The organism is Mesopusillimonas faecipullorum (genome assembly GCF_020539505.1).
Lineage (GTDB): Bacteria > Pseudomonadota > Gammaproteobacteria > Burkholderiales > Burkholderiaceae_B > Mesopusillimonas > Mesopusillimonas faecipullorum.
Window position 1 is genome coordinate 18,351 of record NZ_JACDXW010000001.1, and the last position, 13,191, is coordinate 31,541.

9 protein-coding genes are annotated in these 13,191 nt (G+C 57.5%); 5 read left to right on the top strand and 4 right to left on the bottom strand.

Features of this window, described 5'->3' with window-relative positions; translation table 11 throughout:
* Positions 1-140 precede the first annotated feature (140 nt).
* Both prmB and H0484_RS00085 read left to right on the top strand, forming a co-directional pair.
* Positions 141-1,043 carry a 50S ribosomal protein L3 N(5)-glutamine methyltransferase gene (gene prmB, locus H0484_RS00080; RefSeq protein WP_226952386.1) on the top strand — a complete coding sequence of 301 codons (903 nt, stop codon included), beginning with the start codon at positions 141-143 and terminating at the stop codon, positions 1,041-1,043.
* The gene (locus H0484_RS00085; protein WP_226952387.1) at positions 1,040-2,968 is read left to right on the top strand and encodes an ABC-F family ATP-binding cassette domain-containing protein; all 1,929 of its coding nucleotides are present in this window, start codon (positions 1,040-1,042) and stop codon (positions 2,966-2,968) included. Before prmB ends, H0484_RS00085 begins: the two co-directional genes overlap by 4 nt.
* Before the next feature lie 53 nt (positions 2,969-3,021).
* On the opposite strand, the gene H0484_RS00090 is transcribed toward H0484_RS00085, so the two are convergent.
* From H0484_RS00090 to purN, 4 genes are all read right to left on the bottom strand, one after another.
* Positions 3,022-5,286, bottom strand: a complete 2,265-nt coding sequence (locus H0484_RS00090; RefSeq protein WP_226952388.1) for a UvrD-helicase domain-containing protein — start codon at positions 5,284-5,286, stop codon at positions 3,022-3,024.
* Positions 5,283-6,491, bottom strand: coding sequence for a DesA family fatty acid desaturase (locus H0484_RS00095; protein WP_226952389.1), 1,209 nt, complete (start codon positions 6,489-6,491; stop codon positions 5,283-5,285). The genes H0484_RS00090 and H0484_RS00095 overlap by 4 nt, the downstream gene beginning before the upstream one ends.
* Positions 6,492-6,563: 72 nt before the next feature.
* A complete protein-coding gene (locus tag H0484_RS00100) occupies positions 6,564-7,850 on the bottom strand; it encodes an RsmB/NOP family class I SAM-dependent RNA methyltransferase (RefSeq protein WP_315859896.1) in 1,287 nt (428 codons plus the stop codon).
* Positions 7,851-8,053: 203 nt separating this feature from the next.
* The gene (purN, locus tag H0484_RS00105) at positions 8,054-8,773 is read right to left on the bottom strand and encodes a phosphoribosylglycinamide formyltransferase (protein ID WP_226952391.1); all 720 of its coding nucleotides are present in this window, start codon (positions 8,771-8,773) and stop codon (positions 8,054-8,056) included.
* Between the two features lie 80 nt (positions 8,774-8,853).
* Between purN and H0484_RS00110 the strand changes: the two genes are divergently transcribed.
* The 3 genes from H0484_RS00110 to lspA are packed head-to-tail and all read left to right on the top strand — an operon-like array spanning position 8,854 to position 13,175.
* Positions 8,854-9,831, top strand: coding sequence for a bifunctional riboflavin kinase/FAD synthetase (locus H0484_RS00110; RefSeq protein ID WP_226952392.1), 978 nt, complete (start codon positions 8,854-8,856; stop codon positions 9,829-9,831).
* On the top strand, positions 9,809-12,643 hold the full coding sequence (ileS, locus tag H0484_RS00115; RefSeq protein WP_226952393.1) for an isoleucine--tRNA ligase: 2,835 nt from the start codon (positions 9,809-9,811) through the stop codon (positions 12,641-12,643). The genes H0484_RS00110 and ileS overlap by 23 nt, the downstream gene beginning before the upstream one ends.
* Positions 12,636-13,175: a signal peptidase II gene (gene lspA, locus H0484_RS00120; RefSeq protein ID WP_226952394.1), complete on the top strand. Its 540-nt coding sequence runs from the start codon at positions 12,636-12,638 to the stop codon at positions 13,173-13,175. The genes ileS and lspA overlap by 8 nt, the downstream gene beginning before the upstream one ends.
* Positions 13,176-13,191 lie beyond the last annotated feature (16 nt).

The window sequence follows — 13,191 nt, forward strand, 5'->3', positions numbered from 1 at the left end:
GCGGCCTTCTCAAGGCCGTTTTTTCTTTGTGCAGCTAAATACAAGATGTTTAGTCCTTAGCAAGCTATGCTGAGCTGTGCTTGGTAAAATCGCGCTTTCCCTGACTCTTGGGCCTCGCCCAATTACCTGGCGCCCCATTCATGCCCGATTCCAGCGTACCCTCCCAGCACCTGCTTACCTTGCGCGATATGATGCGCTATGCCATCAGCCGCTTTGGCCAAGCCGACCTGGTGTTCGGTCACGGCAACGATAATGCATGGGACGAAGCCGCCTATCTGTTGCTGCACACGTTGCATCTACCGCTAGACCTGCTCGACCCATTCTTGGAGGCACGCCTGCTGCCAGAGGAAAGAGAGCAATGCTTGAGCATTATCCATAGGCGCACACAAGAACGTTTGCCCGCAGCCTACCTAACTGGCGAAGCATGGTTGCGAGGCCGCCGATTCATCGTGGACCCTCGTGTCATCATTCCCCGCTCGCACATTGCAGAGCTCTTGGATGAGCAGTTGAGCCCTTGGGTAGACGACACCATGAACGTGGGTAGCGTATTAGATCTGTGTACCGGTTCTGCTTGCTTAGCCATTTTGGCTGCACAAGCCTTCCCCCAAGCTCAGGTAGACGCTGTCGATATCTCAGAAGACGCTCTGGCTGTGGCACGCCAAAACGTGGCACTGTACCAACTGCAGGATCGCGTCACTTTGCATGCTAGCGACCTGCTAGATCAACTGCCGCGTCAGCCTTACGATGTCATTTTGTGCAATCCACCCTACGTCAATGCGCAGTCTATGCAAGAACTGCCAGACGAGTATAAACACGAGCCCTCGCTGGCGCTGGCCGGCGGAGACGACGGTATGGACCTTGTTCGACGCCTGCTGCGTATGGCACCTGAGTTTCTGTCCCCTAATGGCATACTGGTGCTTGAAATCGGCCACGAATACGAAAACTTTGTAGCCGCGTTTCCTGATCTGGATCCGGTCTGGCTGGAAACCGAAGCGTCTCATGATCAAGTGCTGTTGCTGAATCGCGACCAACTCGTCTCATGATACGTGCAACAGGCCTTAGTCTCAGGCGTGGCACCAAATTATTATTGGACACCACAGATTTCGTTATCCACCCTGGCGAACGCGTAGGCCTGGTGGGCCGCAACGGGGCTGGAAAATCCACCCTATTCGCGCTGTTGCAAGGCAAGTTGGATCCCGATACCGGCAATCTCGACATGCCACAAAGCTGGCGCATCGCTAGCGTTGAACAAGAAATCCACGCCAGCACCCAGGCTGCACGTGAATTCGTCATAGACGGCGATACGCATCTGCGCAGTTTGCAAAGCCAGCGCTCGGCAGTACCCGACACAGACGGCCAGCTTATCGCGGAACTTGAAACCGCCTTGGCAGATGCCGGCGCTTGGAGTGCAGAGTCTCGTGCCGAGCAGTTGTTGGCGGGCTTGGGCTTTACGCCTAGTCAATGGATGGCGCCGGTAAACAGTTTTTCGGGCGGCTGGCAGATGCGGCTGGCCTTGGCCCGCGCTTTGATGGCTCCCTCCGAGCTGCTGTTATTGGACGAACCCACCAACCACCTGGACCTGGACGCCATGTTGTGGCTGGAGCGCTGGCTCGCCGCCTACCCTGGCACCGTCGTGTTGATTTCTCACGATACGGAGTTCCTGAATGCAGTGGCTACCGCCATCCTGCATATCGAGCATCAGAAGCTGCCTCGCTATCGAGGTGATTACGACAGTTTCCTGTCGCAGCGCGCCGAACGTTTGCGCCAACAGCAAGCCGCCTGGGACAAACAAACCCAGGAAAGCGCCAGACTGCAGTCTTTCATCGATCGCTTTAAAGCCAAAGCCACCAAGGCCAAACAAGCGCAAAGCCGCATCAAGGCCTTGGCACGCATGACAGCCCTGGCCCCTTTGCACCGAGAAGCCGGCATTACTATCAACCTGCCAGAACCCGACAGCATGCCCGACCCTTTGCTTAGGCTGGACGACGTCGGTATAGGCTATCAGCTGGCTGAAGACGGCACACGCACGGTGGTGCAAGGCGTCACCTTGATGGTCAGAGCGGCAAGCCGTATCGGCATACTGGGTGTTAACGGGGCCGGCAAAAGTACTTTGGTCAAGACACTGGCGGGCGAGCTACCAGCGCTTACCGGTAAGCTGCAGCCAGCCAAAGGCCTGCAAATCGGTTATTTTGCTCAGCACCAATTAGACATGCTGGATCCCGAAGCCACGCCTTTACAGCATATGGCGCGCCTGGCCCCACAAGCACGCGAACAGGATCTACGCAATTATTTGGGCGGCTTCGGCTTCGGCGGCGAACAAGCCCTGGCCTTGGTCGCGCCCATGTCGGGGGGAGAAAAAGCCAGGCTGGCGTTAGCCTTGGTTGTCTGGCGCAAGCCCAATTTATTGCTGCTAGACGAGCCTAGCAACCACCTGGACGTCGACACCAGAGAAGCCTTGGCTGAAGCGCTGGCCCAATTCGAAGGCAGCGTGCTGCTGGTTTCGCACGACCGGCATTTGCTGCGCACAACCGTCGACCAGTTCTGGATAGTCGTAGATGGCAAGGTGGAGGAGTTCGACGGCGACCTGGATGACTATCGCGACTGGCTGCAAGCACGCAACGCCGCCAACCGCGCCTTGGCGCGTAGCGACTCGGCCTTGGATACAAGCACCGGCGCCAACCGTAAAGAGCAGCGGCGCGAGCAAGCCCAGGCACGCCAACAATTGGCACAGCAACGCAAGCCGCTTGAGCGCGAACTGCTTAAGGTGGAAGCAGAAATGCAGCGCGCCTCGACGCGCTTGGCCGAGCTCGACGCCCGCATAGCCGACCCAGATTTTTATACCGAAGCACAGCGTGACGAGCGACCTTCCGTGCTGGCTGAACACGGTGAGCTCAGCAAACGCAATGAAGAGCTGGAAATGCGCTGGCTGGAGCTGCAAGAAGCGCTGGAGACGCTAGGAAGCGCCTGAGAAAAAAGAAGATTCAGCCCGCTTGCCAACCGACGAGCGGGCCGGATAAGCCTTTAACCGGCGATGAGATCCAGCTTAGCGATGCCCAGCGCCAAAGTTTTGGCGCCCACGTCTCGAAACTGAATCTGCGCCTGGGCATCCTGGCCCGACCCGCTTAGCCCTATGATGGTGCCCTCACCAAATTTGGCATGGCGCACGCCTTGGCCTATACGGAAATGCTTATCACCCACCACCACACCGCTGGTGGCCGAACGCGCTACGCGGGGAGCCGCAGCACCCGTTGAAGGCCTGCCAAAAGCGTCGGGCGAGGCGGCGAAATCGCGCAGTCTAGCCCCCATCTTTGGAGTCAGCCATTTGACGTGCTGCTCGGGGATTTCGTCCAAGAAGCGCGACCGCATGGCGTAACGAGTTTGGCCATGCAGCATGCGGCTTTGCGCCAACGTCAGGTATAAACGCTTGCGTGCCCGCGTAATGGCCACATACATCAAGCGCCGCTCTTCTTCCAGGCCTGCGGCCTCGAGCAGGCTGTTTTCGTGGGGAAACAAACCTTCTTCCAGCCCAGTCATGAAGACGGCATCGAACTCTAAACCCTTAGCCGCATGCACGGTCATCAGCTGAACGGCATCTTGCCCTGCTTGAGCTTGGTTGTCTCCGGCTTCAAGCGAAGCGTGTGACAGAAAACCGGCAAGCGGTGACATCCGTATCGACTCTGCTGAGGCGAAGGGGTCTTCATCAGATACGGTAGCGGGCTGCACAATCGCCAAGCCCGCAGGCATGCCTGCCACCTGTTCTTCGGCAGCAAAAGCCGCTGCGGCATTGACCAGTTCCTGCAAGTTCTCTAGACGCTCTAAACCGTCGCGGTCGCTTTGATAGTGCGCTTCAAGACCGCTATGGTGCACCACGTGCTCGACCAGCTCGGGCAAGCTCAGGTGACGCGCCTCGGCTGCCATTTGCTCCATCAGCTGCACGAAACGACCCAGGTTGGCGCCTGCACGCCCGGGCATGAAAGCGACAGCACCATACAGGCTGGTGCCATGCTCGCGAGCCAAGTCGCCTAATTGCTCTAGCGAACGCGCCCCTATGCCACGCGTAGGAAAGTTCACCACTCGCAACCACGAAGTGTCGTCATGCGGGTTGTCTATCAGACGCAGATAAGCCAAAGCATGTTTGACTTCCTGGCGCTCGAAGAACCGCAGCCCACCATACACACGGTACGGTATGCCAGCGGAAAACAAGTTGTGCTCGATGACTCGCGACTGAGCATTGCTGCGATAAAGTATGGCGATTTCCTGGCGAGCGTGACCATCCCGTAGCAAAGCACGAATTTCGTCTACCACCCACTGCGCCTCAAGCGCATCAGAGGCCTGCTCGATGATGCGTAAAGGTTCGCCTTCACCCTGAGACGTCCAGAGCTGTTTGCCCAAGCGCGCCGAGTTATTCGAAATCAAGGCATTGGCAGCATCTAGAATATGACCGAAAGAGCGATAGTTTTGCTCTAGTCGAATAACGTTCCCTTGCGCATAGCTGCGCTGGAAATCGGCCATATTGCCTACATTGGCGCCCCGAAAGGCATAAATGGACTGATCATCGTCGCCTACGGCAAACATGCTGGCCCCACCATCGGCCAACAGCTTTAGCCAACGGTACTGCAACATATTGGTATCTTGGAACTCGTCTACCAGTATGTGGCGAAAGCGCCGTTGGTAATGTTCGCGTATGGGCGCATTGCGCTGCAGCAACTCGTAAGCCCGCAGCAAAAGTTCAGCGAAATCAACAACACCTTCTCGTTCGCACTGATCTTGGTAGAGCTGGTACAACTCGACAAGCTTGCGCCGATGCGGGTCGCTTGCCGCTACCGCGTGCGGGCGCTGACCTTCCTCCTTAGCCCCATTGATAAAACGCTGCACATCGCGCGGGGGATACTTATCGTCATCAACATTGTGCGCCTTCAACAAGCGCTTGATGGCCGAGAGCTGATCGGAAGAATCCAGAATCTGAAAAGTTTGCATCAAACCGGCGTCGCGATGATGCGCACGCAGCATACGGTTGCACAAACCATGAAAGGTGCCTACCCACATGCCACGTGTATCCAGTGGCAGCAAAGTAGAAAGCCGCGTCAGCATTTCGCGCGCGGACTTATTCGTGAAGGTAACAGCCAGCAGGTTGTAGGGGGTAAGCTGGCCCGACTGAATCAGCCAGGCCATGCGGGTAGTCAAGACCCGCGTTTTACCACTACCGGCACCAGCCAGCACCAGGGCATGCTGGTCTGGCAGGGTGACGGCGGCTTGTTGTTCGGTATTAAGATTGTCCAGCATCATGCCGCGTAGCGGCGCAGGCGCAAGGCGAATTGCTCTAGACCAGCAATACCGCTTTGCTGAGCCCGTTGGCACCACGCTTGCAGGTCGGCGACCAATTGTTCGCTGGAAGCACTGGAGCTTTCCCAGATGCGGGTCAGTTCACGGCGCATTTGCACCAGCACGGAGAGCGACTGGTTTTGAGCCAGAACCGTATCCACTTGAGCTTGCTGGTCTGGAGACCAGGACTCGGTGTCGGCCCAGTTAAGCTGGCGCTTGATGCTACGCAGTTGCGTCCAGCTGCAATCGGCCTGCTGACGACGCGTGGGCTTAAGCTTGCTGAGCTCGTCGGACACGGCCTGCTTGACCACATCGGTATAGCGAGCGAGGATCTCGTAGCGATGCTGGATAACGCCTTCCAGGGTGCGCAGATTGATAGACTGCGAGGCAGGTTCGAGCTTGAGCTTGGGCGCTACGCGGCGAACTTTGGCCAGCCCCAACGCTTGGAAGGTGCGGATATAACCCCAGCCCACATCGATTTCCCACCACTTGGCAGAAAACTTGGCCGACGTGCCATAGGCATGATGGTTGTTGTGCAGTTCTTCGCCACCGATGATAAAGCCCCAGGGCACCAAGTTGGTGCTGGTATCGGGAGAAGCGAAATTACGATAGCCCCAGTAGTGACCCAAGCCATTGACGACGCCCGCCGCCCAGAAGGGAATCCAGGCCATTTGCAAGGCCCACACCGTCAGGCCGAGAACGCCGAACAGCGCTACGTCGATGATGAGGGTAATGGAGACGCCCAGTACGCTATAGCGGGAATAGAGATTGCGCTCTACCCAGTCGTCGGGCGTACCATGACCAAAACGCTTGAGGGTTTCTGCGTTCAGGGCTTCTTGGCGATACAGTTCGGCCCCTTGGAAAAACACCTTGCCTATGCCATAGACCATGGGTGAGTGAGGGTCGCCTTCGCGTTCGCATTTGGCGTGGTGCTTGCGGTGAATAGCCACCCATTCTTTGGTGACCATTCCGGTCGTCATCCACAACCAGAAACGAAAGAAATGCGCCAGTGCAGGATGCAGATCGAGCCCACGGTGAGCCTGGCTGCGATGCAGATAAATGGTAACCCCGAGAATCGTGATGTGCGTGAGCACCAATGCGATCAGTGCGGTCTTCCACCACGCGAGCTGCAGCAAACCACCGGCTAGGAAACTAAGAAAACTATCCATATACCTATACTAGGCCTTTCAAAAGAGTCAGAGAAAGTTTATCCCACTTGACTCGTATATGACATGTCTGTATCAAATAAGTTTTTGCGCAGCATCAAGTTTTTCCGATTCTTGCACTGCCGCAGCCGGGGCTTCCGGCGCTGCTTTTTGCAGGACAGCGGCGAAGAAACCATCGGTTTGATGGTGATCGGGACGCAATTTCAGGAAAGCCCCTTCAAACGTCAGATTTTTACAACGATCTGACAGTATCTGCCCTGCATCCTGCAGCGAAAATTCAGGATGTTTACTCAAAAAGGCCTCTACTTGAGCCTCGTTCTCTTCGGGCAAGACACTGCAGGTGGCATAAACCAACCGCCCCCCGGGGGCCAAGCACAAAGCCGCCTGCTCGAGAAGGTCGGCTTGTACTGCGCGCAATTGCTCCAGGGTTTCAGGTTGCTGGCGCCACTTAAGATCGGGACTGCGGCGCAAGGTGCCCAGGCCGCTGCAGGGCGCATCAATCAAGACACGTTGAGCCTTACCGTGCAAACGCCGAACACGCTGATCGTTGCGCGGTGCGATAGCCACTGACACCACGTTGGATAAACCGCTACGGGCAAAGCGCGGCTTGGCGCGTGCCAAACGCGTGGCCGAAACGTCAAAAGCATATAAGCGACCCGTGGTGCGCATCAGCGCCCCTATCAGAAGCGTTTTCCCCCCCGCCCCTGCACAATAATCAATGATCATTTCGCCGCGCTTAGGCGCGACAAGCGCCGCCAACAGTTGGCTACCCTCGTCCTGCACCTCTAGTTCCCCTTTCAGGAAAACTTCCCAACGGTTAACGGACGGACGGCCTTTAAGCCGTATGCCCCAGGGTGAGTACGGCGTTGCCTGGGGCTCACTGGCGGGTGACAGCTCGCGCAGCGTTTCCAGCATCTCGTCGCGTGAGGCCACTTTCAGGGGGTTGATACGCACGTCCAGGGCTGCCGGTTGATTCAGAGCCGCCATCAGCGACTCCGCATCTTCCAGCATGGCCAATTTTGCTTCCAGCCAGTCGGGCACGCTCCAGCGCACGGCTCGCGGCAACTTGCTGGCATCGATGCGTTGCACATGTTGCAACCACTGGGTTTCTTCAAGAGCCAAACCTGCTTCAAGCTTCTCGGGCGGCAATACTGATGCCAAACCGAGAATAGCCAAGCAGCGAGTATGTGCCACCGGGCTGCTCTGCGCGAAATGACGATACTGCCTTAAGTGACGCAGGACATCGAAAACCGCTTCGGCCACCTCGGCGCGATCACGACCGCCTAACTTCGGATTCTCACGCAGCCAGCGGGACAAGACGCCATCGGCAGGAAACTCCCAGGTCAGAACGCGATCGAGCACCTGCTGCACTTGCTGTATACGTATTGCTGCGGGTGCCAACCTAGGCCCTTCTGGCCGATAGGAGCGACCCGAGCCCGCCCTGGCAGCCCCAGCAGAGCTACGCCCGCCAGAACGTCCGCCAGACTCGCTGCCCTTTTGGCGGGGTGCGGAAGACGATCGATTCAATGCCGCTGCGCGGGCTTTTTTCTTGTCACTAGGCTGGTTCATGCCGCATCCTGTTCATTGGGCGTACTGGCGAAACTGCGACAGCCCACATCTGTTAAATACACTTTGCCCAGCGCATCCAAGCTTACGCGCCCTTGCGTCAGCCAAGACAGCACCTGGGCATAAAGCCTATGCTCGCTTTGCAACACTCGCATTGCCAGCGTCTCTTCGTTATCGTTGGCCAAAACCGGCACCGCCCATTGCGCAATGATGGGGCCTTCGTCGACCTCGGGCGTGACGAAGTGCACAGTACAACCATGCCACGCCACCCCTGCATCCAAAGCACGGCGATGCGTATTCAAACCAGGAAAGGCCGGCAGCAAGGACGGATGAATATTAATCAGACGCCCATGGAAACGCCGCACAAAGCCGTCGGTGAGCACCCTCATGAACCCTGCCAACAAGACATAGTCAGGCTCATGGGCCTCTATTTCGTTGGCCAGGGCCTCATCAAATTGCTCGCGGCTCTGGTAGTTTCGGTGCGGCAATGAAGCCGTGCGCAGCCCTTGCTCGCGGGCCCACTGCAGGGCGGGCGCATCCATTTGATTGGATATGACCGCGCACACTTGAACGGGCATGGCCTGCCGGCTCGCGGCCTGTACAAGGGCCTGCATGTTCGAGCCACGCCCCGATACCAAGATGACCACTCGGCACGGCCGAGACGCGGAGAAAAGCTTGGGTTGCAAAATGTATCCTTCAGAAAGCCCCGGGAGCTGCATTACGCCGCCTTACCTTGGCAAGAAGCAACCAAGGTACAGGGTTATTCCGTATAAAAGGGTAGAATTGTAATCTTCCCCGTGTGAAACTGCTCTTGAAACTCTACCGCTCACTTCCTCGCCACGACTCCAACGCTGCGTGTGCCGTCACCATCGGTAACTTCGACGGCGTCCATCGTGGTCACCGGGCCATCTTGCAACACGTCGTTCAAGCGGCGGCCAGTCGCCAGCTCTGCCCTGCCATTGTCACGTTTGGCCCTCATCCGCGCGCTTTCTTTGCCCAGCGCGGCCAACGCCCCGAGCTCATCCCTACCCAGATCAGCAGTTTGCGGGACAAAGCCTGTTCGCTGTCCGAGGTCGGCATCAAGCAAATGATGTTGATGCGCTTCAACCAGAAGCTGGCCGACATGTCGGCGGAAGACTTTATCCAACGTCTGCTTATTGCCGGGCTGAACACCAAATGGCTGCTGGTAGGCGACGATTTTCGCTTTGGCCATAAGCGCGGCGGCGACCTGACGCTGTTGCGCCAGGCTGGTCTCGAACACGGCTTCGAGGTGCACACCTTGGCTGACATTGTGGACAGTCATGGCACGCGTATTTCCAGTTCGGAAGTCCGCACCGCGCTGGCGGTGGGCAATCTTGCTCGAGCCCGTGATTTGTTGGGTCACACTTACCGTCTCAGCGGACACGTGATTCATGGCCAAAAGCTAGGCCGCACGATAGGCTACCCTACCCTCAACCTTAGGGTTCCGGCGCTGTGCGCAGCGCGCTCGGGCGTATATGTGGTACGAGTTCACGGCTTGGCGGATCAACCCTTAAACGGTGTGGCCAGCCTAGGGGTACGCCCCACCGTAACCGAAGCCGGTCGCTTGCTGCTAGAGGTTCACCTGTTTGATTGCCGTGTTGATGCTTACGGTAAACTCATACGCGTCGAATTTCTCGAATACCTGCGGGACGAAGAAAAATTCCCCGACCTACCCACCATGATCGCTGCCATCGACCAAGATGCGCGCAGCGCTCGCGACTATTTCGCACGCCATGGACTATCGCAAAACGCTTAACCTTCCTGAAAGCCCTTTTCCTATGCGGGGTAACCTACCCAAGCGCGAGCCCGCTTGGGCCGCAGAGTGGGATCAGAAGAAACTGTACGACAGCATTCGGGCAGCCAGCGCCGGCCGCCCGAAGTTCATACTGCACGATGGCCCACCCTATGCCAACGGCGATATTCATATCGGCCATGCAGTCAACAAGATTCTGAAGGACATCATCGTCAAAAGCCGCAATATGGCCGGCTTTGACGCCCAGTATGTCCCTGGCTGGGATTGCCACGGCATGCCCATCGAAATCCAGATCGAAAAGAAATACGGCAAGCACCTGCCGGTTGCCGAAGTGCAAGCCAAAGCTCGCGCCTATGCTTACGAGCAAATCGATAGACAGCGTCAAGATTTCAAGCGTCTGGGGGTTTTGGCAGCCTGGGACACCCCCTACCTGACCATGAACTACACCAACGAAGCCAATGAGCTTCGTGTATTGGCGGGCATATTCGAAAAAGGTTATGTATTCAGGGGCCTGAAGCCCGTCAATTGGTGCTTTGACTGTGCTTCCGCCTTGGCTGAAGCCGAAGTCGAGTACGCTGACCGTACCGACCCAACGGTGTTTGTTGCCTTCCCCTTCGAAGATCCGCAGGCAGTGGCACAAGCCTTTGGCCTGTCATCCGCCGAGGCCGGCGCTACCGTCATCTGGACAACCACGCCCTGGACTTTGCCCGCCAACCAGGCGCTCAACATCCATCCCGAATTGGATTACGCCCTGGTGCGTCTGGCCGAGCCTCAGTCCTTCGGTAGCCTGGTACTGCTGGCCAAAGAGCGCGTGCAGACCTGCCTGGAAGAATGGCAACTGCAGGGCGAAGTCATCGCCACCGCCAAAGGTGAAGCCTTGGCACTGCTTGCCATGCGCCACCCACTTTATAACGCCGACACGGGATACCAACGCACGGCGCCTATCTATTTGGCCGACTACGTCACCATAGACACCGGTACCGGAGTGGTCCATTCAGCCCCTGCCTACGGGGTGGAAGACTTCATCTCTTGCAAACAGCATGGCCTCTTGGACGACCAGATCCTGAATCCGGTGATGTCAGACGGGCGCTATGCCAGCTCGCTGCCGCTGTTCGGCGGCCTGTCCATCTGGGACGCCAACCCTCGCATCATCGATGCGCTGCGCGAAGCCGGCACGCTGCTCAAAACCGAAAAACTGCGCCACAGTTATATGCATTGCTGGCGCCACAAAACCCCGGTCATTTACCGCGCCACCAGCCAGTGGTTCGCCGGCATGGACCGCGTTTCCACGGACGGCAACACCTTGCGTGAAACGGCCCTGAAAGGGGTGGATGAAACCGCTTTCTACCCGGCATGGGGTCGGGCGCGTCTACACGCCATGATCGCCAACCGTCCCGACTGGACACTCTCGCGCCAACGCCAATGGGGCGTACCCATGGCTTTCTTTGTACATAAAGAAACCGGCGAGCTGCACCCACGCACGGCTGAGCTGCTTGAGCAGATAGCCCAACGTGTCGAAAAGCAAGGCATAGAAGCCTGGCAAGCATTGGACCCAGCCGAACTGTTGGGCGAAGAGGCCGCTTTCTACGAAAAGAATCGCGACACGCTGGACGTGTGGTTCGACTCCGGCAGCACGCATGCCACCGTGATCGGCGGCCCGAATGGGGATATGCAAGGCTCTCATGCGCTAGCCCTGCAATGGCCCGCCGACCTTTATCTGGAAGGCTCTGACCAGCATCGCGGTTGGTTCCACTCATCTTTGCTTACCAGCTGCATGCTGTACGGCCGTGCGCCCTATAAGGCCTTGCTTACACACGGCTTCGTGGTAGATGGACAAGGCCGCAAGATGAGCAAGTCCATGGGCAACGTCATCGCACCGCAAAAGGTTTCAGACAGCCTGGGGGCAGAAATTCTGCGTCTCTGGACAGCCTCCACCGATTACTCGGGTGAACTGTCCATCTCCGACGAGATCCTGAAACGCGTCGTCGAAGCTTATCGCCGCATCCGCAATACCCTCAAGTTTCTGCTGGGTAATGTGCGCGACTTTGATTACGCCACGCAAGCTGTCGCGCTGGAGGACATGTTCGAGATTGATCGTTACGCCTTGGCCATGACAGCCTCCATGCAGCAAGATGTACTGGCGCACTACGAGCGTTACGAGTTTCACCCCATAGTCTCGCGTTTGCAGGTTTTCTGCTCTGAAGATCTTGGGGCGTTTTACCTCGACATTCTAAAAGACCGCCTGTACACCACGGGTGAAAACAGCCTGGCGCGCCGTTCGGCGCAGACAGCGCTGTACCACATCACGCATGCCCTGCTGCGCTTAATGGCGCCCATCCTTTCTTTCACCGCCGAAGAAGCATGGCAAGCGCTGCACGAAGACCAAGACGTCGGCACGATTTTCACCACACTTTTTCACGACGTGCCTTCCACGCACGACGCCGGCGCGTTACAGGAAAGATGGTCTCGTTTGCGCCAGATACGCGCCGACGTCATGCGTGAAATTGAAGTGGTGCGCAGCGAAGGCAAGATAGGTTCATCGCTCGCGGCGCAAGTCACGGTTCAGGCGGCTCCCGACGACTATGCCCTGCTCTCCAGCCTGGGCGATGATCTGCGCTTTGTGCTGATTGTCTCGCAGGCTCAGGTGCAAACGGGTGATACGCTGGCCATCAGTGTATCGCCTACGCCCGAGGCCAAGTGTGAACGCTGCTGGCATCATCGTGCCGATGTCGGTAGCCACGCCGACCACGCCACCCTGTGCGGCCGTTGCGTCAGCAATTTGTTCGGAGACGGCGAGGTCAGATCGCATGCCTGAGTCCAGCCAGCCTACTTCTCAAGCGCGCAAAGGTGCTGCCCTGGCGCGTTGGCTGGCCCTGGCCTTAGCCATCGTTATCATCGACCAGCTCACTAAAATCTATTTCGATGGCAACTACCGCTACGGTGAGCGCGTCAATATCTTGCCCTTCTTCGACTTCACCCTGGTTTACAACCCAGGGGCGGCCTTCAGCTTCTTGGCCGACGGCCAAGGTTGGCAACGATGGCTTTTCACAATAATTGCCCTGAGCGCGGTGGGCCTGATTGTGCATCTGCTGCGCAAACACCCCAATCAACTGCTGTTTTGCACGGCCTTGTCGATGATATTGGGGGGAGCCGTAGGTAATCTCATTGACCGCGTCCAGCATGGTCACGTCGTTGATTTTCTACTGTTCTACTGGAATAGTTGGTATTTCCCTGCCTTCAACGTCGCTGACATAGGTATCACTTGCGGTGCTGCTTTGCTCATCCTTGACGAACTGCGACGTATGCGGCGCGAGCGTCAGCGCCGAGCACAATCCGACGCTTCTTGAACCCGAAGGTTTGTTG

Excerpts from the sequence above, each read along its gene's own strand:
- prmB (WP_226952386.1), top strand. The coding sequence starts at position 141 with ATGCCCGATTCCAGCGTACCCTCCCAGCACCTGCTTACCTTGCGCGAT.
- H0484_RS00085 (WP_226952387.1), top strand. The coding sequence starts at position 1,040 with ATGATACGTGCAACAGGCCTTAGTCTCAGGCGTGGCACCAAATTATTA.
- H0484_RS00090 (WP_226952388.1), bottom strand. The coding sequence starts at position 5,286 with ATGATGCTGGACAATCTTAATACCGAACAACAAGCCGCCGTCACCCTG.
- H0484_RS00095 (WP_226952389.1), bottom strand. The coding sequence starts at position 6,491 with ATGGATAGTTTTCTTAGTTTCCTAGCCGGTGGTTTGCTGCAGCTCGCG.
- purN (WP_226952391.1), bottom strand. The coding sequence starts at position 8,773 with ATGCAGCTCCCGGGGCTTTCTGAAGGATACATTTTGCAACCCAAGCTT.
- ileS (WP_226952393.1), top strand. The coding sequence starts at position 9,809 with ATGGACTATCGCAAAACGCTTAACCTTCCTGAAAGCCCTTTTCCTATG.
- lspA (WP_226952394.1), top strand. The coding sequence starts at position 12,636 with ATGCCTGAGTCCAGCCAGCCTACTTCTCAAGCGCGCAAAGGTGCTGCC.